The 25,084-nt window shown below is 64.7% G+C and carries 22 protein-coding genes; 16 read left to right on the top strand and 6 right to left on the bottom strand.

Features of this window, described 5'->3' with window-relative positions; genetic code table 11:
* Nucleotides 1-27 precede the first annotated feature (27 nt).
* Nucleotides 28-2,760, top strand: coding sequence for a bifunctional diguanylate cyclase/phosphodiesterase (locus BJ6T_RS23540; RefSeq protein WP_028169467.1), 2,733 nt, complete (start codon nt 28-30; stop codon nt 2,758-2,760).
* A gap of 90 nt (nt 2,761-2,850) precedes the next feature.
* Here the strand turns inward: BJ6T_RS23540 and BJ6T_RS23535 are convergent, their stop codons facing one another.
* On the bottom strand, nt 2,851-4,188 hold the full coding sequence (locus BJ6T_RS23535; RefSeq protein WP_014494974.1) for a S41 family peptidase: 1,338 nt from the start codon (nt 4,186-4,188) through the stop codon (nt 2,851-2,853).
* A gap of 306 nt (nt 4,189-4,494) precedes the next feature.
* Between BJ6T_RS23535 and BJ6T_RS23530 the strand changes: the two genes are divergently transcribed.
* From BJ6T_RS23530 to BJ6T_RS23495, 8 genes are all read left to right on the top strand, one after another.
* On the top strand, nt 4,495-5,628 hold the full coding sequence (locus BJ6T_RS23530; protein WP_014494973.1) for an alpha-hydroxy acid oxidase: 1,134 nt from the start codon (nt 4,495-4,497) through the stop codon (nt 5,626-5,628).
* Nucleotides 5,629-5,641: 13 nt separating this feature from the next.
* On the top strand, nt 5,642-6,268 hold the full coding sequence (locus tag BJ6T_RS23525) for an HAD family hydrolase (protein ID WP_014494972.1): 627 nt from the start codon (nt 5,642-5,644) through the stop codon (nt 6,266-6,268).
* 155 nt (nt 6,269-6,423) lie between these two features.
* Nucleotides 6,424-6,618: a hypothetical protein gene (locus BJ6T_RS23520; RefSeq protein WP_014494971.1), complete on the top strand. Its 195-nt coding sequence runs from the start codon at nt 6,424-6,426 to the stop codon at nt 6,616-6,618.
* Nucleotides 6,619-6,849: 231 nt separating this feature from the next.
* Nucleotides 6,850-8,061, top strand: coding sequence for a molybdopterin molybdotransferase MoeA (locus BJ6T_RS23515; RefSeq protein ID WP_014494970.1), 1,212 nt, complete (start codon nt 6,850-6,852; stop codon nt 8,059-8,061).
* Between the two features lie 176 nt (nt 8,062-8,237).
* A complete protein-coding gene (gene lexA, locus BJ6T_RS23510) occupies nt 8,238-8,939 on the top strand; it encodes a transcriptional repressor LexA (RefSeq protein ID WP_014494969.1) in 702 nt (233 codons plus the stop codon).
* A gap of 206 nt (nt 8,940-9,145) precedes the next feature.
* Entirely contained in the window at nt 9,146-9,367 is a 222-nt protein-coding gene (locus tag BJ6T_RS23505; protein WP_014494968.1) for a hypothetical protein, read from the top strand.
* 185 nt (nt 9,368-9,552) lie between these two features.
* Entirely contained in the window at nt 9,553-9,987 is a 435-nt protein-coding gene (locus BJ6T_RS47360) for a hypothetical protein (RefSeq protein WP_014494967.1), read from the top strand.
* 214 nt (nt 9,988-10,201) lie between these two features.
* On the top strand, nt 10,202-11,143 hold the full coding sequence (locus tag BJ6T_RS23495; RefSeq protein WP_014494966.1) for a GAF domain-containing protein: 942 nt from the start codon (nt 10,202-10,204) through the stop codon (nt 11,141-11,143).
* A 9-nt stretch (nt 11,144-11,152) separates the two neighbouring features.
* Here the strand turns inward: BJ6T_RS23495 and BJ6T_RS23490 are convergent, their stop codons facing one another.
* Nucleotides 11,153-13,447 (bottom strand): ComEC/Rec2 family competence protein, encoded by a 2,295-nt coding sequence (locus tag BJ6T_RS23490; RefSeq protein ID WP_014494965.1) that lies wholly within the window; start codon nt 13,445-13,447, stop codon nt 11,153-11,155.
* 95 nt (nt 13,448-13,542) lie between these two features.
* The gene (locus tag BJ6T_RS23485) at nt 13,543-13,776 is read right to left on the bottom strand and encodes a DUF2171 domain-containing protein (protein ID WP_028149639.1); all 234 of its coding nucleotides are present in this window, start codon (nt 13,774-13,776) and stop codon (nt 13,543-13,545) included.
* 390 nt (nt 13,777-14,166) lie between these two features.
* Between BJ6T_RS23485 and BJ6T_RS23480 the strand changes: the two genes are divergently transcribed.
* On the top strand, nt 14,167-15,492 hold the full coding sequence (locus BJ6T_RS23480) for an MFS transporter (RefSeq protein WP_014494963.1): 1,326 nt from the start codon (nt 14,167-14,169) through the stop codon (nt 15,490-15,492).
* An 84-nt stretch (nt 15,493-15,576) separates the two neighbouring features.
* On the opposite strand, the gene BJ6T_RS23475 is transcribed toward BJ6T_RS23480, so the two are convergent.
* Nucleotides 15,577-15,939 (bottom strand): SPW repeat protein, encoded by a 363-nt coding sequence (locus tag BJ6T_RS23475; protein ID WP_014494962.1) that lies wholly within the window; start codon nt 15,937-15,939, stop codon nt 15,577-15,579.
* Between the two features lie 250 nt (nt 15,940-16,189).
* Here BJ6T_RS23475 and BJ6T_RS23470 point away from each other — a divergent pair, with 250 nt between their 5' ends.
* Nucleotides 16,190-16,372 (top strand): hypothetical protein, encoded by a 183-nt coding sequence (locus tag BJ6T_RS23470; RefSeq protein ID WP_014494961.1) that lies wholly within the window; start codon nt 16,190-16,192, stop codon nt 16,370-16,372.
* A 166-nt stretch (nt 16,373-16,538) separates the two neighbouring features.
* On the top strand, nt 16,539-17,969 hold the full coding sequence (glnA, locus tag BJ6T_RS23465) for a type I glutamate--ammonia ligase (RefSeq protein WP_028169466.1): 1,431 nt from the start codon (nt 16,539-16,541) through the stop codon (nt 17,967-17,969).
* A gap of 75 nt (nt 17,970-18,044) precedes the next feature.
* On the opposite strand, the gene BJ6T_RS23460 is transcribed toward glnA, so the two are convergent.
* On the bottom strand, nt 18,045-18,431 hold the full coding sequence (locus BJ6T_RS23460) for a YybH family protein (protein ID WP_014494959.1): 387 nt from the start codon (nt 18,429-18,431) through the stop codon (nt 18,045-18,047).
* 13 nt (nt 18,432-18,444) lie between these two features.
* The gene (locus BJ6T_RS23455) at nt 18,445-20,121 is read right to left on the bottom strand and encodes a glutamine--tRNA ligase/YqeY domain fusion protein (protein WP_014494958.1); all 1,677 of its coding nucleotides are present in this window, start codon (nt 20,119-20,121) and stop codon (nt 18,445-18,447) included.
* A gap of 143 nt (nt 20,122-20,264) precedes the next feature.
* Between BJ6T_RS23455 and gltX the strand changes: the two genes are divergently transcribed.
* From gltX to BJ6T_RS23435, 4 genes are all read left to right on the top strand, one after another.
* Nucleotides 20,265-21,692, top strand: a complete 1,428-nt coding sequence (gene gltX / locus BJ6T_RS23450; protein ID WP_014494957.1) for a glutamate--tRNA ligase — start codon at nt 20,265-20,267, stop codon at nt 21,690-21,692.
* Between the two features lie 158 nt (nt 21,693-21,850).
* Nucleotides 21,851-23,155, top strand: a complete 1,305-nt coding sequence (gene gltA, locus BJ6T_RS23445) for a citrate synthase (RefSeq protein ID WP_014494956.1) — start codon at nt 21,851-21,853, stop codon at nt 23,153-23,155.
* A gap of 171 nt (nt 23,156-23,326) precedes the next feature.
* Entirely contained in the window at nt 23,327-23,731 is a 405-nt protein-coding gene (locus BJ6T_RS23440; protein WP_014494955.1) for a GFA family protein, read from the top strand.
* Between the two features lie 123 nt (nt 23,732-23,854).
* Complete coding sequence (locus BJ6T_RS23435) at nt 23,855-25,033, top strand: ROK family transcriptional regulator (protein WP_014494954.1); 1,179 nt, start codon at nt 23,855-23,857, stop codon at nt 25,031-25,033.
* Nucleotides 25,034-25,084 lie beyond the last annotated feature (51 nt).

The raw sequence follows: 25,084 nt of genomic DNA, 5'->3' as shown, positions 1-25,084 counted from the left end.
CCTGACGTGTGCACGGCAACGATCGACATGATGACGCAATACGGCAGTCGCCTCTTTGACCAGGTCTTCGTGCGCAGCGGACCGATCCGCTGGCTGGTGGTGGGCGGCACGCTGCTGATCGCGGCCATCGCCATTGGCTCGGTCTTGATGGCGCAGAATTTCCGAGAGCGCGCGCTGCGCAACAGCGGGCGCGAGCTGGAAAACACCGTCCTTCTGCTCGCTCATCATTTCGATCAGCAGTTGCAGGATTTCGCGGTCATCCAGAAGGATTTCGTCGACCACGTCCGCGCAACCGGCATCGCAAGCGCCGAGGACTATCGCAAACGCCTCTCCGGCCAGGACGTCCACCGGATGCTGCGCTCGAAGATCGAGGCGCTGCCCTACATGGGCGGCGTCAACATCATCGATGCCGAGGGCAATCTGATCAACTCCTCGACGGCGTGGCCGGCCCCCAAAGTGAACGTCGCCGATCGCGCCTATTTTCGCACTTTCAAGTACGATCCCTACTCGCCGAACGTGCTGATCGAGCCGGTGCACAGCCGCGTCTCCGGCGCCTGGACCATCCTGATCGTGCGCAAGATCGTGGGACCGAACGGCGAGTTCATGGGCGTGGTCGGACGCGGCATCGAACCGGCCAATTTCGAGAAGTTCTTCGCCTCCGTCGTGCTCGGCGAAGGCGCCACGATCTCGATGCTGCATCGCGACGGCACGCTGCTCGCTCGCTATCCCCATTCCGGCGAGCTGATGGGCAGGAATTTCAAGACCGGCCCGTTCGAGCATCAGAGGATCTTCGGGCTCGATCACTTCGCCGGTCGCTTCATGAGCCCCGTTGACGGAGAAGACCGTCTGATCTCCTCGCGCGCCCTGCCCCACTTCCCGATCCTGATGATGGCCACCACGACGCGCGCGGCGGCGCTGACGGACTGGCGCGAGCAGATCGGCATCCTGATCTCGGTTGCGGGCGCCTCCGCGCTCGCCATCGCGGGCGTGCTGATCGCGATCGTGCGCAAGCTGCTGGAGCAGCACCGCTCCTCCCGCGAACGGCTGACGCTGGAGAAGCAGCGCCTCGACCGCGCCGTCAACAACATGACGCAGGGCCTGCTGCTGTTCGACGCCGAGCGACGGCTGGTGATCTGCAACCAGCGCTACATCGAGATGTACGGCCTGTCAGCCGAGGTAGTGAAGCCCGGCTCCAGCTTCCACGACATCATCGCCCACCGCAAGGCGACCGGCTCGTTCAGTGGCGACATCGGCGACTATGTCGTCCGTGTGCTGCGCGACATCCATGTGCGCAACTCCATGGTGATCGACACCTCCGACGGGCGCTCGATCCACATCCTCAACGAGCCGCTCGCGGACGGCGGCTGGGTGGCGACCCACGAGGACGTCACCGAGCGCCGGCGCATCGAGGAGCGGATCACCCACCTCGCCCATTACGACGCGCTGACCGACCTGCCCAACCGCACCATGTTCCACGAGCATCTGCGCGCGGGGCTCGCCGCCATCGCCGGTAGCGAAGAGATCGCGGTGCATTACATCGACATCGACGAGTTCAAGGGGGTCAACGACGCGCTCGGCCATCTCGTCGGCGACGAGCTGTTGAAATCGATCGCGACGAGCCTCAGCCGCTGCGCGGGTCCGCAGGACTTCGTGGCGCGGCTCGGCGGCGACGAATTCGCCATCGTACAGAGCGCGGTGACGTCGCTGGAGCAGGTCGACGAGCTCGTCGCGCGGGTCTTCCAGGCCATCCGCGCGCCGTTCGACTGCATGGGCCATCATCTCACCACGGACGCCAGTATCGGCATCGCGCTGGCGCCACGACACGGCACCGCGCTGGACCAGATCCTGAAGAACGCGGACATGGCGATGTATGCCGCCAAGGCCGCCGGACGCCGCACCTATCGCTTCTTCGAGCCGGAGATGGACGCCAAGGTCCGCGAGCGGCGGCAGCTCGAGATCGATCTGCGCCACGCCATCGCCCAAGGTGGGCTCGAAGGCGGGCTCGAGGTCTACTACCAGCCCTGCCTCGCCCTGAAGGACGACCGCATCACCGGTTGCGAGGCTCTGGTGCGCTGGCGCCATCCCGAGCGCGGAATGGTCTCGCCCGCCGAATTCATTCCGATCGCCGAAGACACCGGCCTGATCAACGAGATCGGCGAATGGGTGCTGGCCACGGCCTGCCGCGATGCCGCCAACTGGCCCGACGACATCCGCCTCGCCGTCAACGTCTCGCCGGTGCAGTTCAAGAGCGGCACGCTGGCGCTGAAGATCATGGCGGCCCTTGCCGCCTCCAATTTGCCGGCGAGCCGGCTCGAGCTCGAGATCACCGAGGCCGTGCTGATCCGCGATGACGACACCGCGCTTGCGATCCTGCATCAGCTCCGCGCCATCGGCGTGCGCATCGCGCTCGACGATTTCGGCACCGGCTACTCCTCGCTGAGCTATCTGCACCGCTTCCCGTTCGACAAGATCAAGATCGACCGCTGCTTCGTCAGCGACATCGCCGGTCCCGACGGCTCCGCCAGCATCGTGCAGGCCGTCGTCAACCTGGCTGCCGCTCGCCGCATGACCACCACGGCCGAGGGTGTCGAGACCGAGGAGCAGCAGCGCCTGCTCCGTGCGCTCGGCTGCTCGGAGATGCAGGGCTATCTGTTCAGTGCCGCAAAACCGGCCGACAAGGTGCTGGAGCTGTTCGCGCTGCATCGCAGCCGCCTCGCCCAGCGCGGCGGCGAGGAAAGCCGGCGCCGCGAGGCCAGCTAGGGCGGTCTTCCCAACAATTCGAAGCGTCACCGCACGAATTCGCCCGGGAGCGGTCATCCGCTCCCGGGCGATATCTGAACGTCGTAAGGCTTAGTTCGGTACCGCCGCCTTCGGCGCAGGCTTGGCGGCGACCGCATTCGCGGTCACGCCGTGCAGGAAGTCGTAGGCCGCATGCAGCGCCTTGTCGTCCTTCTCTTCCGGCGGGACGTAGGACTGCGATCCGGTCTGCTCGGTGCCATCGGCGGCCGACAGGTGCCCGCGCATCTGGGACTCCGCCATTGTGTCCATCCGGCCCTTCAGCTCGGGCGGCACATCCTGGAGGATCTCGATGTCGGGCGCGATGCCCTGGGCCTGGATCGAGCGGCCCGACGGCGTGTAGTAGCGCGCCGTGGTCAGCGCCAGCGCGCCATTGCCGGCGCCGAGCGGAATGATGGTCTGCACCGAGCCCTTACCGAACGAGCGCGTGCCGATGATCGTGGCACGCTTGTGGTCATGCAGCGCGCCTGCGACGATCTCCGAGGCCGAAGCCGAGCCGCCATTGACCAGAATCACCAGCGGCTTGCCCTTGGTGAGGTCGCCGCCATGCGCGGTGAAGCGCTGGGTCTCTTCGGGATTGCGGCCGCGGGTCGAGACGACCTCGCCGCGCTGAAGGAAGGCGCTCGACACCGAGACGGCCTGGTCGAGCAAACCGCCCGGATTGTTGCGCAGGTCCATCACGTAGCCGACCAGCTTCTCCGGCGGGACCTCCTTGGAGATCGACGCGATCGCCTTCTTCAGGCCGTCGGTAGTCTGCTCATTGAACGAGGTGACGCGGATATAGCCGATGTCGCCGTTCTCGACGTGGAAGCGCACCGGACGCACATGGATGATCTCGCGCTTGATCGCGACGTCGAGCGGGGCGTCGGCGCCCTTTCGCACGATGGTGAGCTTGGTCTGGGTATCGACCGGCCCCTTCATCTTGTTGACGGCCTGCTCGAGCGTCATGCCCTGCACGGCATCGCCGTCGATCTTGCTGATGAGGTCGCCGGACATGATTCCGGCCTTGGACGCCGGCGTGTCGTCGATCGGCGAGACGACCTTGACCAGGCCGTCCTCCATCGTGACCTCGATGCCGAGCCCGCCGAACTCGCCGGAGGTGGTCTCCTGCATCTCGGTCCAGGCCTTGTCGTTCATGTAGCGTGAATGCGGATCGAGCGAGGTCACCATGCCGGTGATCGCGCCTTCGATCAGCTTGGAATTGTCGGGCTTCTCGACATAGCTCGCCTTCACCCGCTCGAACACTTCGCCGAACAGATTGAGCCGGGAATAGGCATCATCCGCGCTTGCTGCCGCCCGTGCCGCCCATACTCCACCGTGCGGGCTGGCGACCAGAAGGGTTAGACACGCTCCCGTGAGTGCGCCCAGGGGGAACAGCAGGTTTTTCCGCATGGATAGGCTGGCCTTCTTGCTTGGAGCTTTGCTTTGGCTTGGCAGGCGCCATGCAAATGGCGATCCAGCCCGCTGTTCACAATACCATTCTGGTTTCTTCAAGGCCGGGACGCCACGCCGGCGGGTGCATCGTAAAAATCCCTTCGCCCGGGCCTAAACTTTTGGCAACGTTCCGAGACCGTTTCGCGCAAGGCGGGAATCGGCCGGCCGGCCCACGCCTCGCAGCTATGCGATTTTAGGATGGTTTTGGAGGGCCGGACACGATACGCGATGACAATAACGCTTCAAATTCTCGGGAGGACAACAATGAACGACGCGCCCCGCATCCGGCCGGAAAGGAACGTCGAACTCGGCGCCAGCGCCGAGCCATTCCAGAACCTGCACGAATTCATCCGCAAGGCGCGCGCCAACCTCAACCAGAACGCCTGGGACTACATCGTCGGCGCCGCCGAGACCGAGACCACGATGCGCCGGAACCGAATGGCGCTGGACGAGATCGCCTTCCGGCCGCGCGTGCTGCGCGACGTTCGCGAGGTCGACGGCTCGGTCGAGCTGTTCGGGCGCAGGATGCGGCTGCCGGTGGTGCTGGCCCCTGTCGGCGCACTGGAGATCTTCGATCCGGACGGCGCAGCGAGCGTCGCCCGCGCCTGCGGCAGCTTCGGCGCGGCGCACATGCTGAGCTCGGTGTCCGAGCCCGGCCTGGAGAAGACCGCCGAGGCCGCCCCCGATGCGCTACGGCTCTATCAACTCTATGTGCGCGGCGACGACGATTTCGTCGCCGATGTCGTCAGCCGGAGCGAGAAGAATGCCTACGCCGCCTTCTGCCTGACGGTTGACACCGCCCATTACAGCCGTCGCGAACGTGACATTGCCAAGCGCTATGTTCGCGAGAGCCGCCTGCGCGCCACCGGCGGCGATTACCAGAAGGGCCTGGAGTGGCGGACCGTGAAGATGATCAAGGACAAGTTCAAGATCCCGCTCATCCTGAAGGGCATCGCCACCGCCGAGGACGCCCAGATCGCGGTCGATCACGGCGTCGAGTGGATCTACGTCTCCAACCATGGCGGCCGCCAGCTCGATCACGGCCGCGGCGCCATGCATGTGCTGCCCGAGATCGTCGAGGCCGTGAAGGGACGCGCCAAGATCATGGTCGACGGCGGCTTCTGCCGCGGCACCGACATCGTCAAGGCGATCGCGGCGGGCGCGGACATGGTCGGCATCGGCCGGCTGCAATGCTGGGCATTGGCCGCGGCCGGCGAAGCCGGCGTGAGGCGAATGCTGGAGCTGCTCGAGGACGAGGTGCTGCGCTGCCTCGGCCTTTTGGGCGCCACCTCGTTTGCCGAGGTCGACAAGTCCTGCCTGCACCAGGCGACCGCAACGAATGCGCCGAGCGTATTCAGCGCGTTCCCGCTGTTCGACCACGACCCCTATCGATATTGAGTGAAAGGATGCAATGAGCTCGCTCTCTCCCGGCAGCGCGGACGCGCTCCTGTTCGATCTCGGGCGCGTCGTGCTCGACATCGATTTCTCCAAGGCGATCGCCTGCTGGGCGGGACATGCCGGCTGCAAGCCGGAAGCCATCGTCGCGCGCTATGTGCGGGACAGCGAAGCCTACCGGCTGCACGAGGTCGGCAAGATCAGCGACGAGGTCTATTTTGACTCGCTGCGCGCCTCGCTCGGGATCGGCATTTCGGACGCGCAGTTCCTGGAGGGCTGGAACGCGATCTTCGCCGGCGAGATGCCAGACATCGCCGAGTTGCTGCCGCGTGCGGCAAAGCAGTTGCCGCTCTACGCCTTCTCCAACACCAACCGGCCGCATGTCGACCATTTCTCGAAGGAATATGCCGGCCTGCTCGGCCATTTCCGCGCCCTGTATCTGTCGTCCAGCATCGGCCTGCGCAAACCGGATGTGGAGGCCTTCGACCATGTCGTGGCCGCGATCGGCGTGCCCGCGAACCGTATCGTGTTCTTCGACGATCTTGCCGAGAACATCGAAGGAGCGCGGTCGCGCGGCCTGACCACGGTCCACGTGACCTCGCCCCGCGACGTCGGGAACGCCCTCAAGGCGCTCGGAATCTGACCTCTGGCCGGCAAGCCGACGGGCCGCGAATGGAACTATTTTGCTGGAGGGCGAGGAACCAAAACCCTTTGCGCATTTTTATACGGAGTTCCCGGAACGATTACCCCTCTCAGGACTCATGAGTCCGTTGGGAATTCTACATCGGGCTTATCGTCGTGTTGGGCAAAACCTACCTTACCAAGCAGGCCTCTCTGCTGATGAAATTCGCCAGGACCACATCGGATTCTGAGCTTTCCGCCAAGCTGATCAGCAAGGCCGCCGACCTGAAATCCCAGGCCGATCCGCTGCCCGACAAGGATCAGGGCCCCGCAGCGCCGGACGTCAGTCCGTACAAGCCGTCGGGGAGATGACCGATGCTGGCCGTGGCTCTCGTCTTTCTCGTCCTCGCCATGGCCATCCTCGTACCGGTCTGTCTCGCCTTCCGGATCATGCCGCGACGGACTTGATGCACCCCCTTCATCGCAGAACAGATGACGCAGGATAAATCATCCTGCTCGGCCGCTGTTTTGCCTCTGCGCCTGCACTCGGCTAGAACTCTCGCCGCCGATTTGCCCGAACGGGCCCAGCAGGAGTTTTCACCCGTGGCCCTGATGCCGGTTTCCGACGCGCTCGCCGCGGTGCTGGCGGGCGCAGAGCCGCTGCCTGAAGAGGTGATCGCGCTCGACGCGGCCTTTCACCGCGTGCTCGCGCGCGACGTCGCCGCGCGGCGCACGCAGCCGCCGCAGGCGATGTCGGCAATGGACGGCTATGCGGTGCGCGCGGTCGATGCGGCGAAGATCGACTCCCAGCTCACCCTGATCGGCGAGGTCGCGGCGGGCCGCCCGTTTGCGGGATCGGTCGGCGCCGGCGAGGCCGTGCGTATCTTCACCGGCGGTGTCGTTCCCGATGGCGCTGATGCGGTCGTGATCCAGGAGGATACGGTCGCGGACGGCAAGCGAATCACGATCAAGGAAGCCGCCGTAACGGGGCGGCACATCCGCCCCGCCGGCGTCGACTTCTCGGAAGGCGAGGTGCTGCTGTGCAAGGGAGCCCGGCTCACCGAGCGCGACCTCGCGCTCGCCGCCGGCATGAATTACCCGCAACTGCCGGTCCGACGACGCCCGAAGGTCGCGATCCTCGCGACCGGCGACGAGTTGGTGATGCCGGGCACCACGCCCGGTCCCGGCCAGATCGTCTATTCCAACGGCTACGCCCTGCACGCGCTCGCCCGCAGCGAGGGCGCCGATACCATCGACCTCGGCGTTGCCGCCGATACGCTGGAGGCCACCACCGCGGGCATCGGCCGCGCGCGGGAGAGCGGCGCCGACATCCTGATCACGACCGGCGGCGCGTCGGTCGGGGACCACGATCTGGTCCAACAGGCGCTGAGGGACGAAGGTATCTCGATGGCGTTCTGGAAGATCGCGATGCGGCCGGGCAAGCCGATGATGAACGGGCGGCTCGGCGCGATGCGCGTGATCGGCCTGCCCGGCAATCCCGTGTCATCCTACGTTTGCGGCTTCCTGTTCATGGTGCCGTTGATTCGCGCGCTTTCGGGCCGTTCGATGATTCATCACCGCCGCGAACGCGCGGTGCTCGGCCGCGACGTCGGCGCCAACGACCAGCGCGAGGATTACCTCCGCGCGCGCCTCGAGCTGCGCGACGACGGCACGCTCCTCGCCCTTCCGGTCAATCACCAGGATTCCTCGCTGCTTGCGAATCTCGCTGTGGCACAGGCACTTCTCGTGCGCGCGCCATTCGCGCCGAGAGCCGAAGCCGGCACACCTTGCGAGGTCTTGCGGCTGCCCGTCTGAGCGCTTCGTTCGCGTGCGTTCCGCGAACTTTGTCGCGTTCACTGTAAATTAAGCAGTTGCGGAACATGTATCGAACATATAGTGTCCGTTCATGATTTGTTTCGAGCATGTAGCGGCTTACTGCTGAATTCAGCGTCTCGGAATCGAACGACATCAACCGGGGGATTTTGGTCGAGATGTTAACGCGCAAACAATACGAACTCCTGCGGTTCATCAGCGAACGGTTGAAGGAAAGCGGCGTGCCGCCCTCCTTCGACGAGATGAAGGACGCGCTCGACCTGCGCTCGAAATCGGGCATCCATCGCCTGATCACCGCGCTCGAGGAGCGCGGCTTCATCCGGCGCCTGCCCAACCGCGCCCGCGCCATCGAGGTGATCAAGCTGCCCGAGCTTCAGGCCGCCGCCGGCAGCCGCCGCGGCTTCACGCCGAGCGTCATCGAAGGCAATCTCGGCAAGGTCCGCACGACTTCGAGCCCGCCGGCGGATGAGGGCGAGCGTCCCGTCGCAGTCCCCGTAATGGGCCGCATCGCGGCCGGCACGCCGATCGAGGCCTTGCAGACCCGCAGCCACACCATCAGCGTACCGCCTGACATGCTCGGCTCGGGCGAACATTACGCGCTCGAAGTACGCGGCGATTCCATGGTCGAGGCCGGCATTCTCGACGGCGACATGGCGCTGATCCAGCGCAACGAGAGCGCCGATACCGGCGATATCGTGGTGGCGCTGATCGACGATGAGGAAGCAACCCTGAAGCGCTTCCGCCGCCGCGGCGCCTCGATCGCGCTCGAGCCCGCCAATGCGGCCTATGAGGTCCGCATCCTGCCGCCCAACCGGGTGAAGATCCAGGGTAAGCTGATCGGGCTGTACCGGAAGTACTGATACCGGACGCGCCGGTATCGGTTGTTTGGCGCCCGCGCGCTTTAGATCGGCATCGCCGATCCGAGCTTGGAGCGGACGATTGTCCGCTCCGGCTGGATAGTCTTTCTGGTTTTGCGCAGATTATCCGGCCCCTTCCCCGGCGGTACATCCTCGGCACGCCGCACGAAGCAGCCCTGCCTCGCGGCCTTCAGGTTCGAGGAGAAGTCATGCGCCAGATCGTTCTGAGCACAGTTGCAGTGGCACTGATCGCAGCTTCAGCGTCGCAAGCCTTGGCCGCGGAAGCCTTGGCCGCGGGCGCGCAATCGCGGCCCCATGTCCGCAAGGACAGCGCCGTGAGCGATCAAACCCGCAAGGCCCGCGACGCAGTCAACCAACCGTCGCAGCCGGCCTGGCAATATCCGGGTTGGTCCGCGCCCGCGGGCCGCTGACGCTCGCAGAATCCACGGGGACGGGCTTTGTTCCCAGTGCATTTGGAAAAGATATTGTGATGGCAGTCTGCGGACTCAAGCCGCAGATTTGCCCTCAACATCGCATATAATCGCGGGCTTCCACTCTGATAGAGGCCTGCGCCTCAGAAGAGGCGCGGGTTGCTATCCCGATTGAGGAGCACCCGATGTGTGACTACAGCCTGCATGCCGTCGCGTCGCGTCCCGCCGAAGTCGGCGAGACGATCGTCACGACAACCTTCCGCGGCACCTCGACGCGCGGCTTTGCCTCTGCGGCCGATCCGACCGTCGCGGTCTGCCTGCTGCCGGGAACGGAGCTCGCCTTCGCCGACAACGTCCGTTACGACAATCGCTGGATCTGGACGCGCACCGTCAATTCGCGCGTCGGCAAGTTCGGCAAGATCGATCCGCACATTCCCGATCGCCATCATGATGCGATCGAATTCCCCGACGGCAAATCCGTGCTGGTGACGCAGCTGGTCGAAGGCCAACGCGCGACCGTGCTGCAACTGCCGGTGACCCAGCCGCTCGGCGAGCGCGAGCACAAGCCGCAGATCATCACCGACAACCGGCCGACCATCACCCGCCTGCCGATCGGCTGACATGACCATTCCCGGCCGGCAGGTCGGGCCAGGATTGAAAATCGCCATCGCCGGCCGAGGCCGGCGAGATGGTGCCGTTCGTGTCCCGCGAAACTCCATCGGGCGGACCTCCTCCCACCGCACGAAGTTTGCGCTGTCCTGCCTGAATTTTGAACGTCCGTTCCGCAGCCAAATGGCCGATGCTTGGTGCGGCTTGAGACGGCGGACACGTTCGATGAAGACCTTCATTCGCGTCGTTGAACTCTGGGTGCCTGACCGCACGCGCATACGGCTGGAATTCGGCGGCGGCCTCTACGGCGAAGGGTTGACCGCGTTCAAGGCCGTGAGCGAAGATCTGCACTTCGGATACGACGAGGGGCTTCCCGGCAAGGCCTGGGCCAGCGGCCACCCCGTGATCCTCACCAGATTCGCCGATTCCTATTTCAAGCGGACCGATCAGGCCATCGCCGCCGGGCTGACCTGCGGCGTGGCGGTGCCGGTGTTTTCAGGCGAATTCCTGCAAGCCGTCATGGTGCTGTTCTGCGGCGACGACGAGGCCCATGTCGGCGCGATCGAGCTCTGGCACAACGATGCCGAAGCCTCCCATGAGATGGGGCTCGTCGACGGCTACTACGGCACCGCCGACATGTTCGAATTCAACTCCCGCCACACCAGATTTCCGCGTGGCTTCGGCCTGCCCGGTCGCATCTGGAAAGCCGGCCTGCCGCTGATCATCAAGGACCTGCACGATGCCAGGAGTTTTCTGCGCTGGGAGGACGCCGCCAAGGTCGGAATCAATCTCGGCGTCGGCGTCCCCTACCGGACCGGCACCGATCAGACCTGGGTGCTGACGTTCCTCTCGGCGCAGGCGACCCCGATTGCGCGACGCTTCGAGATCTGGGTCCCGGACGAGGCCCGTTCGGCGCTGGTCTTCCGCGCCGGCGATTGCAGCGCGCAGACCGACCTCGCCGCGCTCTACGCGACGAAATCCATCGCCAAAGGCGAAGGCAGCATCGGCGGGGCCTGGGCCACCGGCATGCCCGCACTCAACGACGATCTCGCGCGTGACGGCTCGGTCGCGGCCTTGCAGGCCAGCGCCTCTGGACTGAGCCAGATGGTCGTCCTGCCGGTGATCGGCAATGCCAGGCTCGACGCCGTGTTGGCCTGGTATCTGTAACCCGTCCGCTCAATCCTCGGCCTGCAGGTCGGCTTCCGATGGCGTCGCGTCGCGGTTGCGGGGAGCCGCCACCTGCGGCGCAAGGCTCGCGCTGAAATCCGCCTCGCCGGCGGCCGCCGGCGACCATGGACGGTCTGTCCCCCTCGTCTTCGCCGCCTGAACCGCGAAGCCGTCGCCGCTTCGCGTCAGCGCCAGCGCGCCCTGCCTTGCGAGACGCTGCCGGTCGACAACCATCGCCGCGCAATCCGGCGGCGCCGGCCGCGCCGTCACCACCAGCGCGGCACGGCTGCAATCGTCAGCCAGTGAATCGATGCGCAAGGCCAGCGCGACCAGGCGCCCGTCGGCGAGCGGCGTCACGCAGCCGGCCTCGTCGCACGACACGCCGGCGGCCAGTAAGGCACTGCCGGCGTCGCGCGAATCGGCGTCGGCGGCGAGCCATTCCTTCAGAAGAAAACTGTCCTTGCTCGACCTGATCAGATGGAGGTGTCCATCCCTGCCCCGCACCGCGACGCTCTGGCCGTCACCGGCGATCAGGACATCGGGCTGCCGCGCGCACAGTCCCCAGAGGATCGCTGCCAACAACACCACCGCGCCGGCCCAGCGCAACGGCGTGCGCAACAAGCCCATCACGATGATCCCCAAGCTTGCAGCGATCAGCGGTGCGATGCCGAAAGCCGAGATGCGGCCGACTGCGCCCGGCAAAGCGGCCACCCAGCGCGACACCGCAACCATCCAGTCGATGCCGATCCCCATCAACCACCAGAACGGACCATCAAGCCCGAACGGCGCTGCAATCAAACCCAACAGCCCCGCGGGCATCACCAGGGCCGAGACCACCGGCATCGCCCCGAGGTTGGCGAGCACGCCGAATGGGGTGACGCGGTGGAAGTGGAAAGCGGCATAGGGCGTGGTCGCGAGCCCCGCGATCAGCGAGGCCAGGAACAGCATCGCGATCTCACGCCCGCCCCACATTGCAATCCGCGCGGTCGCGGAATGATCGGGCGAAGCAAACAGGTTCGGCATGCCGATCTGCACCAGCGCGACCAGTCCGAGCGTCGCGGCGAAGGACATTTGAAAACTCGGATGCACCAGTGCTTCCGGTGCGACCGCGAGCACGATCAGCGCAGCCACCGCCAGCGTGCGGAAGGTGATGGCACGGCGATCGACCATGACCGCGATCAGCACCACCGCGGTCATGAAGAACGAGCGTTGCGTCGCGACCTCCGCGCCCGACAACAGCAGATAGAACGCGGCTGCGACCAGGGCGGCGGCCGCCGACCATTTCTTGATGGCAAAGCCGGCCGCCATTCCAGGGATCAGCGCCAGCAGCGCGCGCACCGCGAAGAAGACCACGCCGGCGACGACCGCCATGTGATAGCCGGAAATCGAGAGCACATGGCCGAGCCCTGAGATGAACATGGCGTCGTTGACGGGCGTGCTGATCGCATCGCGCCGGCCCGTGAGCAGCGCGGTCGCAATCGCCCGGTTGTCGCCCTCGAGCGTGGCGCGGATGCGCGCGTCGATCGCATCGCGCAGCCCCTGCATGAAGGCGGCATAACGTAGCCGCAAGCCACCGGCATCCGGCGGCACCGATGCCGCAATCGTGCCCATCACGAAGCCGGAGGCGCCGATGCCCTGGAAGAACATGTCGCGCGAAAAGTCGTAGCTGCCGGGGCGCACCGGCGACAACGGCGGCAACAGCCGCGCCTTCAACTGCACGAAGCTGCCGACTTCGGGCGCAGTTCCCTTGCGCACCGAGAGGCGCACGCGCTCGAGCTTGACGTCGCTGCGCTGCGCATCCATCGCCGTGACGCGCAGCACGAAGCGGTCGGTGCGCTCACGGATGTCGCGGGTCTCGACGAAGCCCGACAGCGAGACGGAATAAAGCGGCTTTGCGAGCACCGTGTGCGCGATCCGCACGGTCTTCCAGGTCGCCGTGGCATGACCGGCCGCGACCGCCGCGATCATGATCGCCGGCGCAAACAACCGGCTCCGCCGCAACAGCACGGCGCCGAGCATGAGTGCGATGGCCGTTGCGGCAACGACCCACAGCACCGGTTCATGATCGGCGGCAAAGTAGAGCGCGATACCGCCGCCGAACGCGACCGGCACCCACGGCAACAATCGCCCGGCGCCGGCCTCGGCGCGTGCCCATTGGCGCAGGGTCTCGGCCAGCGACGTCCAGAGGTCGAACCCTGCCGGCGCGAGGCCGCGCGCGGACGCAGCTCGGCCGACGGGCCAAGTCCCCGCAATCCAAGTCCCCGCGATCCCCTGGGACCGAACTGGCCGGCCCGGCTCCGCCATTCCCTGCACCTTACGATACGCGACAGGCCGGGAGGCTACCGGAACGTGCAGGCAGGCGAATAGCGGTACGGATCAGGAACGGAGCGAAGGTCTCCCTATTTTTCCTCTTCCATCGTCACGGCAACGTCCGCCTTGGCCGAGAGCCGGACCTTGTTGCCCTCGACACCGGCGACGAGGCCCTTGTCGATGAAGTGATGGTGGCCCTTGTGGCTGCCCTCGCCGCTGTCCTTCTTGGTCAGCTTGATGCGATGGCCCTCGACCTTGTCGACTGTGCCGATGTGGACGCCATCGGCGCCGATGACTTCCATATGCTCTGCGATGTTCTGCATGGTGAGATCCTCGGATAGACCCCACACAACGCCTGGGACGACCTTCCGTTCGCTGCCCGCCAGACGTCACGGAGAAATTGAGCTAGTGCAATCTCCTGCGCAAACGCCCCCGGGCGCGGGTCGATTGAGCCGAAAGTCTCATAAGGTGCCTGCCCCTGGTGGGATTACACTATGGTTCCCCGCCTCCCCGGCAGACGGGCAAGGCAGTGGAGGGCTCGCGGTTCTAAGGCCGCTGGAGCTCACCCCAGGTGGACCAAAACTCCCCTGAGGTCAGGCGTTGCCGACGCAATTCGTGAACAGGCGCACGCAACACCGCGCATCACGCACTCCGCGAGAAGATCGACCGCTGAAACAACGCGAGGAGACATCTTGAAACCATAGGAGTTGCAAATGCCCATGCAAATACCGAGCGATTTTCGCCGCGTGATCATCGCTGCATCGGTGGGAAACGTCATCGAATGGTATGATTTCTATATCTTTGGCAGCTTGGCCGCAGTTCTGTCGGTCAAGTTCTTCGAGCAATCCCACCCGATCGCAGCCCTCCTCAGCACAATCGCGCTCTTTACGGCAGGATTTCTCATCCGTCCGCTAGGGGCATTCCTGTTCGGATGGATGGGTGACCGGGTCGGCCGCAAATACACCTTTCTCATCACGCTCAGCGGAATGGGGCTGGGCACAGGAGCCATCGGATTGACCCCGACCTATCAGTCGATCGGACTGACGGCCGCGTTCATTCTCTTTGGCTTGCGCATGATCCAGGGCCTGTGCCTGGGCGGCGAATATGGCGGCGCCATTACCTATGTCGCCGAGCATGTACCCGACGATCGGCGCGGCTACTACACCGGTTGGCTGCAGACCTCGCCCACGCTCGGGATCGTGGTATCGCTCGCCGTGATCGTTCTGACCCGAACCTGGTTCGGCAATCAGGCCTTCGACGAGTGGGCGTGGCGCGTTCCGTTCCTGGTGTCGTTCCTGCTGGTGGCCATCGCCATTTACATCCGGCTCCAGCTCCAGGAGACGCCGATCTTCCAGGAAATCAAGGCTCGCGGGCAGATGACCAGGAACCCCTGGAAGGAGGCTTTCCTGAGTGCCAACATCAAATACATCGGGATCGCCATTGTGGTCCTGATCGGACAGGGCGTGGTCTGGTACAGCGGTCAGTTCTGGGCGCTGTACTTCCTGCAGCAGGTCTCCAAGGTGGACCCGGTGACCTCGGCCTACATCGTGGGAGCGGCGCTGCTGATTGCAACACCGAGCCTGATCTTCTTTGGCTGGCTGTCGGATCAGATCGGCCGCAAGCCGGTGATCCTGGGAGGCATGCTGCTTGCCGCGACCACCTACTATCCGCTGTATCTGTGGCTCGGAGCGGTTACGCATCCCGGGAGCATCAACTATCCGATCGCAGTCTTCATTATCTTCATCCTCGTCTGCTACGTCGGGATGGTGTACGGGCCGGTCGGTGCGTTCCTTGCGGAATTCTTCCCCGCCAGGATCAGGTACACGTCGGTCTCGGTGCCATATCACATCGGCAATGGCTGGGGTGGCGGACTGGTGCCGTTCATCACGTCGGCCGCTTTCGCCGCCACCGGCAGCGTCGGCTACGCACTGATCTACCCGATCGTGGTCCCCGCGGTGTGTTTCGTGCTCGCGATGTTCCTGATGCCGGAGACGCGCAAAATCAGCATCTGGCACCCGATCGAGCCCAGAGCCGCATAGTGAGGCAACCCTCACGGTGCAGGACCGAAAGGCCCTGCACCGTGGCCGATAGTCCGCATCGAAAAGCTCGGCCAAAGGCTCTCGTCAGCCGGCCCGGTGATGCCAGCGATCGTGCCACCAGGTGGTGAAATCCCGATCAGTTATCAGCTCCCAGCCGCCGAACAGGATCACCAGGATGCCTGAGAGTACGCTGCTGACCGTGGCTGACGTCGCGTCATAACCAATGGCCCAAGGCGCCAGCACCAGAGCCAGGCCCAGCAGCATCTCTCCCCACTCTTCCAGGTAGGACGGGATGACAAACGCTTCTACGGCAAACAGCACGACGCCGAGCCCGAGCGCGATGGTGATCCAGACAGCCGCCCCGGACGAGCCGAGGACGAACGGCGACAGGACCAGCCACACGCCGACCAACAGGCTGGCAGCGTCTTGCCAATGTTGGATGCGCATGATGCTCACCTCCTCTCTCCCATTCATATGGTGGCGCCACCTGCGAAATGTATCCGTCCGGCCTGCGTTGTGTTGCCGCGACTGCCGGTCCACCACCGGCGTCCAATCCCGGCCGCCGATACCCCGAAAGGGCTCTTGCAAATGCTCCGCGCAAGGATGCAGACTGCCCCTCGCTTGACGGTGTCAACGCCTGCAGTCCTCGGCCCCATCCATTCACGGGTGGCGCCCGGAAGAGGAGAAGGGTGACGCCATGCGAGAAATCGAAATCCACGAATATGCGCGGCAGTTGCTGGAAGCACATGGCCCCAAGGCCGTTGCGGAAGCAGCCCAGAACGCCATCGACCTCGAGTCGAAGGGCGAACTCGAGCTGGCCAGGACCTGGCGACATATTGAAGACGCCATGAAGCTCATGCGTGGCCCGCACCAAAGCTGACGCTGCGGGCGCCGCAAACGAGACTGGCTGACTGCGACCGCCGCCATGCCGGACTTGATGCTGGAGCGGCGGAAAGGCGGGCCATTGTCCGTCGCAAGCCGCCCGGCTGCCAGGCGAACGGCAGCCGGATGTGCAGGATGCCGATCTCCATCAAGGGAACGAAGCCATGGTCCGGAATTGCGCGAGTGCCGAAGATCTCATGAAGGCGATCAAGGACGAGAAGGTCCAGATGATTGATCTGCGCTTCACCGACTTGCCGGGGGTATGGCAACATTTTTCAGTGCCGCCGAGCGCAGTGAACGTCGACGCTCTCGAGGAGGGCATCGGATTCGACGGTTCATCGATCCGCGGCTTCCAGGAGATCCAGGAAAGCGACATGCTGGTCGTCGCCGATCCGACGACGGCCTTCGTCGATCCCTACAGTCCGGCCAAGACGCTGGTCCTCATCTGCAACATCCGCGATCCCGTGACCGGCCAGTCCTATAGCCGGGATGCCCGCTACATCGCGCAGAAGGCCGAAACCTACCTCGAGGGTACGGGGCGCGCCGATACCAGCTACTTCGGCCCGGAAGCGGAGTTCTTCGTATTCGACGACGTGCGCTACGGTCAGGGCATCAATTACGCCCTGCATGAAATCGATTCCAGCGAAGGCAGCTGGAACACGGCCAGCAATGAGGCGCCGAATCTGGCTCACAAGCCACGACCGAAAGAGGGATACTTCCCCGTTCCCCCGACCGACAGCATGCAGGCGCTGCGCACCGAGATGGTGCTGACGATGGAACAGCTGGGCATCCAGATCGAAGCTCATCACCATGAGGTGGCAACCGGCGGCCAGAACGAAATCGACATGCGCTTCACCACCCTCACCCGCATGGCCGACAATTTGATGATCTACAAATACGTGGTGAAGAACACCGCGCACCAGCATGGCAAGACCGCGACCTTCATGCCGAAACCGCTGTTTGAGGACAACGCTTCGGGAATGCACGTTCATCAGTCGCTGTGGAAGGGCGAGACGAATCTGTTCTACGACAAGGGCGACTACGCCGATTTGAGCGAACTCGCCCGCTACTACATCGGCGGGCTGCTCGCTCACGCCTGGGCATTGTGCGGGCTGTGCGCTCCCACCACGAACTCCTACCGGCGCCTGGTGCCGGGCTACGAGGCTCCGATCAACCTGGTCTATTCCCGGCGCAATCGCTCGGCCTGCTGCCGGATTCCGATGTATTCGCCGAACCCGCGGGCAAAGCGCGTCGAGTTTCGTTCACCGGATCCCGCCTGCAATCCCTATCTCGCCTTCGCCGCAATGCTGATGGCCGGCCTCGACGGGATCGACAGGCGGATCGACCCGGGTAGCCCGATCGACAAGAATCTCTACGACCTGCCGCCCGCCGAAGCGAAGGAGGTGAAGTCGACGCCGGGATCGCTGGACCAGGCGCTCGACGCGCTCGAGCGCGATCACGCCTTCCTGCTGCGCGGCGATGTCTTCACCGCCGACGTGGTCGAAACCTGGCTCGACTACAAGCGCAAGAAGGAGGTCGATGCGATCCGGCTGCGACCGCATCCTTACGAGTTCCATCTGTACTACGACATCTGACCGACCGCCGAAGGCGATGGCTCGCGGGCGTGAAGGATTGGCCCCTCACGGTGAGGGGTATGCGACAGGAGCCAGTCAGATCAGCGGAGCTTGCGACGAGGCATGGTGATTGACGATCTTCCAGTCGCCGTCCTCACGCATGACGACCCAGCTCATCTTGACGACGAGGTCGTCTCGTTCACCTGCGAGGTCGAACGAGATCGTCGCGGCCATGTTGATCAGGTCAGGACCTGCTTGCGCCGCCCGCACGTCAGAAAAGACCGCGCTCGGAGAACGCCAGCGAGGCAGGCCGTTGAAGTAATCGGCGACGCCGTCCCTGCCCCGGTAGAGCTTTGGATTCGAGCCGAAGAAGAACGCGTTCTTCGCATAGAGCGACGACAGTGCGGCCGCATCGAGCGTCGCGAAGCCGGCGCACCATTTCGCGATGATGGCGGAAACGATCGCGTCGGCTTCACTGCTCATGTACCCAATCCCCTCAGCCCTTGGCGACTTCCTTCGCGAACGTGTCGCGCAGGCCGATGGTGCGCGAAAACACCGGCCTGCCCGGCGTCGAGTCCTTGTCGCGCACGAAATAGCCCTGACGCTCGAACTGCATCGGCTCGGTCGAATTGCTTTCGGCAACCGATGCCTCGATCCGCGCGTCGGAGAGGATCTCCAGCGACTGCGGATTGAGATCGGCCGCGAAGTTCGAGGCGTCCGGGCTCGGATTGGAGAACAGCTGGTTGTAGATGCGGATCTCCGCCGGCACCGACGTTGCCGCCGGCAGCCAGTGCATGGTCGCCTTGACCTTGCGGCCATCAGGCGCGTTGCCGCCCTTGGTCGCGGGATCGTAGGTGCAGCGCAGCTCCACCACTTCGCCCGCGTCGTTCTTGATCACGCCGGTGCACTTGACGAAATAGGCGTAGCGCAGCCGCACCTCGTTGCCGGGCGACAGGCGGAAGAACTTCTTCGGCGGGTTCTCCATGAAGTCGTCCTGCTCGATATAGAGCTCGCGGCCGAACGTGATCTTGCGCGTGCCGGCCGAGGGATCGTCGGGATGGTTGATCGCCTCAAGCTCCTCGGTCTGCCCTTCCGGATAGTTCTCGATGACCACCTTGAGCGGCCGCAGCACGCCCATGCGCCGCTGCGACGTGCGGTTCAGCTCCTCGCGGATGCAGAACTCCAGCATGCCGACGTCGACGACGCTGTTGGCCTTGGCAACGCCGATGCGCTTGACGAATTCGCGCAAGGCTGCCGGCGGCACGCCGCGGCGGCGCATCCCCGCGACAGTCGGCATGCGCGGATCGTCCCAGCCCGCGACATGGCCGTCGCGGACGAGCTGGGTCAGCACGCGCTTGGACAGCAGCGTGTAGGTCAGGTTGAGCCGCGCCATTTCGTACTGGTGCGGCTTGGACGGCACCGGCAGCTTTTCGATGAACCAGTCGTAGAGCGGCCGATGGTCCTCGAACTCCAGCGTGCAGATCGAGTGCGTGATGCCCTCGATCGCGTCCGACTGGCCGTGCGCATAATCGTAGCTCGGATAGATGCTCCACTTGGTCCCGGTGCGCGGATGGTGCGCATGCAGGATGCGGTACAGCACGGGGTCGCGCAGGTTGATGTTGCCCGAGGACATGTCGATCTTGGCTCGCAGCACGCGCGCGCCGTTCGGGAATTCACCGGCCTTCATGCGGCGAAACAGGTCGAGATTCTCGTCCACGCTGCGGTCGCGGAACGGCGAATCCTTGCCGGGCTCGGTCAGCGTGCCGCGCGCGAGGCGGATCTCCTCCTGGGTCTGGTCGTCGACATAGGCGAGCCCGTCGCGGATCAGCTTCTCCGCCCATTCGTACAGGCGGTCGAAATAGTCCGAGGCGAAGAACAGGTTCTTGCCCCAGTCGAAGCCGAGCCAGTGCACGTCGGCCTGGATGGAATCGATGTATTCCTGCTCTTCCTTGACCGGGTTGGTGTCGTCGAAGCGCAGATGGCAGCGGCCCGGAAACTCCTGGGCGATGCCGAAATTGAGCGCAATCGACTTGGCGTGGCCGATATGCAGGTAGCCGTTCGGCTCCGGCGGGAACCGGGTCACGATCTCCCTGTATTTGCCCTGATCGAGGTCGGCCTGGATGATGTCACGAATGAAATCGCGCCCAACCTCAGTCGCCACCGGTTCTGTCATTACGAAAATCCTGTAGGGAAATCAGCGGCCCTTCTGCCAAATTCGCTTGGCTGAGCCAAGAGCTTAGCGGTCCGCTGCCGGGCTTTAGTTATGCTCCGGTCCTGTTATATACCACCGCCTCCAATGCATAGGCCCTGCCAAGAATGACCGATTCCGTCGTCACCCGCTTTGCCCCCTCGCCGACCGGCTTCCTCCACATCGGAGGCGCCCGCACGGCGCTGTTCAACTGGCTCTATGCGAAGAAGCACGGCGGCAAGATGCTGCTCCGGATCGAGGACACCGACCGGGAGCGCTCCACCGAGCCCGCGATCGGCGCCATCCTCGACGGCCTCAAATGGCTGGAGCTCGGCTGGGATGGCGACGTCATCTACCAGTTCAGCCGCGCCGCCCGTCACCGCGAGGTCGCCGAGCAGCTGCTCGCCGACGGCAAGGCCTATCGCTGCTACGCCACCGCCGAGGAGCTCACCGCCATGCGCGAGAAGGCGCGCGCGGAGGGCCGCACCCGCCTCTATGATGGCATGTGGCGCGACCGTGATCCGGCGACCGCACCGTCCGACGTGAAGCCCACCATCCGCCTGCGCGCGCCGCAGACCGGCGAGACCGTGATCGAGGACCAGGTCCAGGGCCGCGTGGTCTGGCAGAACGAGAACCTCGACGACCTCGTCCTGCTGCGCGGCGATGGCAACCCAACCTACATGCTCGCGGTGGTCGTGGACGACCACGACATGGGCGTCACCCACGTCATCCGCGGCGACGACCATCTGATCAACGCCGCCCGCCAGAAGCAGATCTACGACGCCATGGGCTGGGCGCTGCCGAGCATGTCCCACATCCCCCTGATCCATGGTCCGGACGGCTCAAAGCTGTCCAAGCGGCACGGCGCGCTCGGCGTCGATGCCTACCGTGCCATGGGATATCTCCCGGCGGCGCTCCGCAACTACCTCGTCCGGCTCGGCTGGAGCCACGGCGACCAGGAGATCTTTTCGACCGAGGAGATGATCGCCGCGTTCGACCTCGCCAGCGTCGGCCGCGCCGCTGCCCGCTTCGATTTCGCCAAGCTCGAAAACCTCAACGGCCACTACATCCGCCACGCCGACGATCAATCACTCGTGAAGATGTTCGAGGACGTGCTGGACCACGTCGTGCCCAGCCGCAACGAGCTTAAGGCCAAGTTAAACGACACCACGCGCGCGCAGCTGCTCAAGGCCATGCCCGCCCTGAAGGAGCGCGCCAAGACGCTGATCGAGCTGATCGACAGCGCCTATTTCATCTTCGCCGACCGGCCGCTGGAGCTCGATCCCAAGGCGGCAGCGCTGCTGACGCCCGAGAACCGCAAGCTGATCGGCCAGCTTCATTCCGCGCTGGAGAAAGTCGAGACGTGGAGTGCGGCGAATGCGGAGGCCGCGCTACGTGCTTTTGCCGAGGAAAATAGTCTCAAGCTCGGCGCCGTCGCCCAGCCGCTGCGGGCAGCGCTGACGGGACGGTCGACATCGCCTGGTATATTTGAGGTTTTGGACGTGCTGGGACGCCAGGAAAGCCTGGGCCGGCTCAAGGACCAGGCCAAGGACTAGGCCAAGGACGTAAGTCGACCATGCGTGCGGCGATCTTGCAGCGCACACAGCAATAATATACCCATCTCACCCGTACCTTCTGGAATATCCGGCCTGCCCCACCATGTCATTGGGGCCTTCCGGGTCCGGCCCGTTTCACCACACATCGGGGACCTCTGATGGACGCAAAAGCAAGCAATAAGACCGCCACGCTGACGGTCGGAAACAAGAACTACGATCTCCCGATCCACAGCGGCAGCGTCGGGCCTGATGTCATCGATATCGGCAAGCTCTACGGCCAGTCCGGCCTGTTCACCTACGATCCCGGCTTCACGTCGACCGCAAGCTGCCAGTCCAAGATCACCTATATCGACGGTGACGCGGGCGTGCTGGAATACCGCGGCTATCCGATCGAGCAGCTCGCCGAGAACGGCGACTTCCTCGAGACCTGCTATCTGCTGCTCTACGGGAACCTGCCGACCGCCGCGCAGAAGAAGGATTTCGACGACCGCGTGATCCATCACACGATGGTGCACGAGCAGATGGCCCGCTTCTTCCAGGGCTTCCGCCGCGACGCCCATCCGATGGCGGTGATGGTGGCTTCCGTCGGCGCGCTCGCCGCGTTCTACCACGACTCCACCGATATCAACGATCCGAAGCAGCGCATGATCGCCTCGATGCGGATGATCGCGAAGATCCCGACGCTGGCGGCGATGGCCTACAAGTACACGATCGGCCAGCCTTTCGTGTATCCGAAGAACTCGCTGAAGTTCGCCGAGAACTTCCTGCACATGTGCTTCGCCGTGCCCTGTGAGGAGTACAAGATCAACCCGGTGCTGGCTGACGCGCTGGACAAGATCTTCATCCTGCACGCCGATCACGAGCAGAACGCCTCGACGTCGACGGTGCGCATCGCCGGCTCCTCCGGCGCCAACCCCTTCGCCTGCATCGCCGCCGGCATCGCCTGCCTCTGGGGCCCGGCGCATGGTGGCGCCAACGAAGCCGCGCTCGCGATGCTCGGCGAGATCGGCTCGGTCGACAAGATTCCGGAATTCATCGCCAAGGTGAAGGACAAGAACAGCGAAGTCCGCCTGATGGGCTTCGGCCACCGCGTCTACAAGAACTACGATCCGCGCGCCAAGATCATGCAGAAGATGTGTCATGCCGTTCTCAAGGAGACCGGCCATGGCGACGATCCGATGCTGAAGGTGGCGCTCGAGCTCGAGAAGATCGCGCTCAGCGACCAGTACTTCATCGACCGCAAGCTCTACCCGAACGTCGACTTCTATTCGGGCATCACGCTGAAGGCGATGGGCTTCCCGGTCTCGATGTTCACCGTGCTGTTCGCGGTCGCCCGCACCGTCGGCTGGATCAGCCAGTGGAGCGAGATGATCGAGGACCCGCAGCAGAAGATCGGCCGTCCGCGCCAGCTCTACACGGGCGTCACCCGCCGCGACTACGTCGCGATCAAGGATCGCAAGTAAGTTCGGCCTGAGGGCTTTTGGAAACGGCGCCATCCTGTGATGGCGCCGTTTTTGTTTGCGGGCGACATTTGTAGGGTGAGCAAAGCGCAGCGTGCCCACCACCTCTTCGAGACCGAGCCAGAAATAGTGGGGCACGCTGCGCTGTGCCCACCCTACGATACGGAGAATCCGATGCTGACGGGAAGCTGCCTCTGCGGAGGCGTTGCCTACGAGGTCGATGCGACCCCGGGCACCATCATGCACTGCCATTGCCGGACCTGCCGGAAGACGCACGGATCGGCCTTCTCCACCGTCACCAACGTGCCGCGCGATCGCTTCCGCTGGACCAAGGGCGAGGACCTGCTGCGCGGCTTCGAATCCTCGCCCGGCAAAACCCGTTATTTCTGCTCGCAATGCGGATCGCACATCGTCGCCTCGCGCGAGGGCAAGAACACGGTCCTGCTGCGGATGGGCTGCCTCGACACGCCGATCACAGAACGGCCCGAGGTGCACATCTGGCGCTCGGACGCCGCCGACTGGTACGACCCGAAGGCCGAACTGCCGGAATGGGCGGAAGGCAGGCCGCCCAGATCCTGATTGGGCTGCCCGCCGATCTTGCTGCCACGCACAACAACAAGTCGACTCATCCCGTCCGCAATCGCTTGACAGTCGAAACGCTCCGCGCGCAAATTCTTACACTAAGTAAGAATGACGACAGGGATGGAAATGCCGGAGCAGCCGAGAAGTCGGCGGCAGACGCGCGCCGCCATTTTGACTCACTTGCTCCAGTCCGGTGGCTCGTTCCGGCCGCCGCTGGCCAAGGCCGTGCGCCTGTCGGAAGCAAGCCTGTCGCGCATCCTGTTTGACCTGAAAGCCGAAGGCCTGATCGAGGAAGTACGGCGCCCTGCCCCTTATGTCGGCGGTCCGACAGGGCTCGTGTCGCTCGATGGCTCCGTGGCGCTCGCGGCCCTCGAGCTGACCGGCCAGTGGCTCAGCGTGGGCGTTGGCAGCCTGTCCGGCGAAATGCACTACACCGAGCGTGTTCCGTTGCTGAAGAAGCCGACCGTCGAGACCGTCGGCCGCGTGTTCCGCGAAGCCCTCACCTTGCTGCGCGACTGGACGCGGCGCCGCCGCATCAGTCTCGCGCAGATCGGCATCACCATTCCCGGCCTCGGCCGCCTGAGCGCCGCGGGAAATCCGATCATTCCGTGCGACGTCGAACGCATTGGCGACATGCTCGGCGGGATGTTCGCTGGCGTGCCGGTCGAGTTCACCAACTCCGTGGTCGCACACGCCACGTTTCACCGCTGCCGCACGCAGGACTATCCCTTCAGCGGCGCACATCTCTTCGTCTTCGTCGGCCAGGGCGTTGCCGGCGCCTGGATGGACGATCCGCTTGAGGCCGATGCGCTGCAGCCGGTCGAACTCGGCCATATGGTGTTCAACGCCGACGGGCCGCGCTGCCGCTGCGGTCACTATGGCTGCGTCGAGGCCTATACGTCGCTTCCGGCCCTCGCCGAGCTCCTCGGCGTAACTGAAGCCGAATTGCTCCAGCTCGGCAGCGAATGGGTGAGCACGATCCCGCGCTCGTCGCGAATGCGCCAGGAGTTGCGCCAGCGCCTGTTCCGGCTGGGCCTTTCGATCGGCAATACGCTGAACGTGAAGCCGTGCAACGGCGTCGCGATCAGCGGCTGGCCGTCGCTGCTCTCCGAAGAGGATCGGAAAGCGGTGGTCGATGGGATCGACGCCTGCCTTCTCGGCGGGCGGAAACTGGCGCAGGTATCGCTCGCCTTCGTGCCGCCCTCGAACGGCAACGATCCGCAAGCAGCTCTCGCCTTCGCCGCCTTTTGTCTCGCCAGCCGCGGCGGGATGCCCGCGGCTTCGACGGAGGCCGCCTGACACGCCCTGAGCCGCGTGGCTCAACGCGCCAAGAAAGTTCACACCGGGAGG

This window comes from Bradyrhizobium japonicum USDA 6 (genome assembly GCF_000284375.1).
In the GTDB taxonomy this organism is placed as follows: Bacteria; Pseudomonadota; Alphaproteobacteria; order Rhizobiales; family Xanthobacteraceae; genus Bradyrhizobium; species Bradyrhizobium japonicum.
The sequence above is the reverse complement of the archived record's forward strand: the minus strand, read 5'-3'. Positions and strand labels throughout refer to the sequence as shown.

Excerpts from the sequence above, each read along its gene's own strand:
- BJ6T_RS23470 (WP_014494961.1), top strand. The coding sequence starts at position 16,190 with ATGCGAGAAATCGAAATCCACGAATATGCGCGGCAGTTGCTGGAAGCA.
- BJ6T_RS23440 (WP_014494955.1), top strand. The coding sequence starts at position 23,327 with ATGCTGACGGGAAGCTGCCTCTGCGGAGGCGTTGCCTACGAGGTCGAT.
- BJ6T_RS23490 (WP_014494965.1), bottom strand. The coding sequence starts at position 13,447 with ATGGCGGAGCCGGGCCGGCCAGTTCGGTCCCAGGGGATCGCGGGGACT.
- glnA (WP_028169466.1), top strand. The coding sequence starts at position 16,539 with ATGGTCCGGAATTGCGCGAGTGCCGAAGATCTCATGAAGGCGATCAAG.
- BJ6T_RS23435 (WP_014494954.1), top strand. The coding sequence starts at position 23,855 with ATGGAAATGCCGGAGCAGCCGAGAAGTCGGCGGCAGACGCGCGCCGCC.
- BJ6T_RS23495 (WP_014494966.1), top strand. The coding sequence starts at position 10,202 with ATGAAGACCTTCATTCGCGTCGTTGAACTCTGGGTGCCTGACCGCACG.
- gltA (WP_014494956.1), top strand. The coding sequence starts at position 21,851 with ATGGACGCAAAAGCAAGCAATAAGACCGCCACGCTGACGGTCGGAAAC.
- BJ6T_RS23535 (WP_014494974.1), bottom strand. The coding sequence starts at position 4,188 with ATGCGGAAAAACCTGCTGTTCCCCCTGGGCGCACTCACGGGAGCGTGT.
- BJ6T_RS23475 (WP_014494962.1), bottom strand. The coding sequence starts at position 15,939 with ATGCGCATCCAACATTGGCAAGACGCTGCCAGCCTGTTGGTCGGCGTG.
- BJ6T_RS23540 (WP_028169467.1), top strand. The coding sequence starts at position 28 with ATGATGACGCAATACGGCAGTCGCCTCTTTGACCAGGTCTTCGTGCGC.
- BJ6T_RS23480 (WP_014494963.1), top strand. The coding sequence starts at position 14,167 with ATGCCCATGCAAATACCGAGCGATTTTCGCCGCGTGATCATCGCTGCA.
- BJ6T_RS23530 (WP_014494973.1), top strand. The coding sequence starts at position 4,495 with ATGAACGACGCGCCCCGCATCCGGCCGGAAAGGAACGTCGAACTCGGC.
- BJ6T_RS23460 (WP_014494959.1), bottom strand. The coding sequence starts at position 18,431 with ATGAGCAGTGAAGCCGACGCGATCGTTTCCGCCATCATCGCGAAATGG.
- gltX (WP_014494957.1), top strand. The coding sequence starts at position 20,265 with ATGACCGATTCCGTCGTCACCCGCTTTGCCCCCTCGCCGACCGGCTTC.
- BJ6T_RS23505 (WP_014494968.1), top strand. The coding sequence starts at position 9,146 with ATGCGCCAGATCGTTCTGAGCACAGTTGCAGTGGCACTGATCGCAGCT.
- BJ6T_RS47360 (WP_014494967.1), top strand. The coding sequence starts at position 9,553 with ATGTGTGACTACAGCCTGCATGCCGTCGCGTCGCGTCCCGCCGAAGTC.
- BJ6T_RS23525 (WP_014494972.1), top strand. The coding sequence starts at position 5,642 with ATGAGCTCGCTCTCTCCCGGCAGCGCGGACGCGCTCCTGTTCGATCTC.
- BJ6T_RS23455 (WP_014494958.1), bottom strand. The coding sequence starts at position 20,121 with ATGACAGAACCGGTGGCGACTGAGGTTGGGCGCGATTTCATTCGTGAC.
- lexA (WP_014494969.1), top strand. The coding sequence starts at position 8,238 with ATGTTAACGCGCAAACAATACGAACTCCTGCGGTTCATCAGCGAACGG.
- BJ6T_RS23485 (WP_028149639.1), bottom strand. The coding sequence starts at position 13,776 with ATGCAGAACATCGCAGAGCATATGGAAGTCATCGGCGCCGATGGCGTC.